Origin of the sequence: Chryseobacterium sp. T20, assembly GCF_047345655.1 — a bacterium.
In the GTDB taxonomy this organism is placed as follows: Bacteria; Bacteroidota; Bacteroidia; order Flavobacteriales; family Weeksellaceae; genus Chryseobacterium.
Genome location: NZ_JBLFDU010000030.1, coordinates 1 through 385, shown reverse-complemented (window position 1 = coordinate 385; position 385 = coordinate 1). Strand labels below are relative to the sequence as shown.

The following is a 385-nucleotide window of genomic DNA, read 5'->3' as shown; positions in this document are numbered from 1 at the left end:
AGGGTGCGTAGCTCAGCTGGATAGAGCATCTGCCTTCTAAGCAGACGGTCAAAGGTTCGAATCCTTTCGCGCTCACTGAAAGACTTACTGGAAACAGTGAGTCTTTTTTGTTTTTGCTCAGACCTGGATAAAAGTTGTGCATTTTAGTGAGTGATAATAAAAACAATATAAGGATATGATTTTTAAACAAGTATAACTATTCAAAGAGCGTTCACGAAAAAATAATTAAAAATTATTCCTGATTTTATTTTTTTATTCCAAAAAGTATTGTACCTTTGCAACCGCAAAAACGAAGTAAAATTCGTTACTGATGACACCTTCGGGGCGTAGCGTAGTCCGGTCATCGCGCCTGGTTTGGGACCAGGAGGTCGCAGGTTCGAATCCT

1 tRNA gene is annotated in these 385 nt (G+C 39.5%); it reads left to right on the top strand.

Going from position 1 to position 385, the window contains the following annotated elements:
* Window position 1 precedes the first annotated feature (1 nt).
* A tRNA-Arg gene (locus ACMA47_RS25160) sits at window positions 2–75 on the top strand.
* The last annotated feature ends 310 nt before the right edge of the window (window positions 76–385 follow it).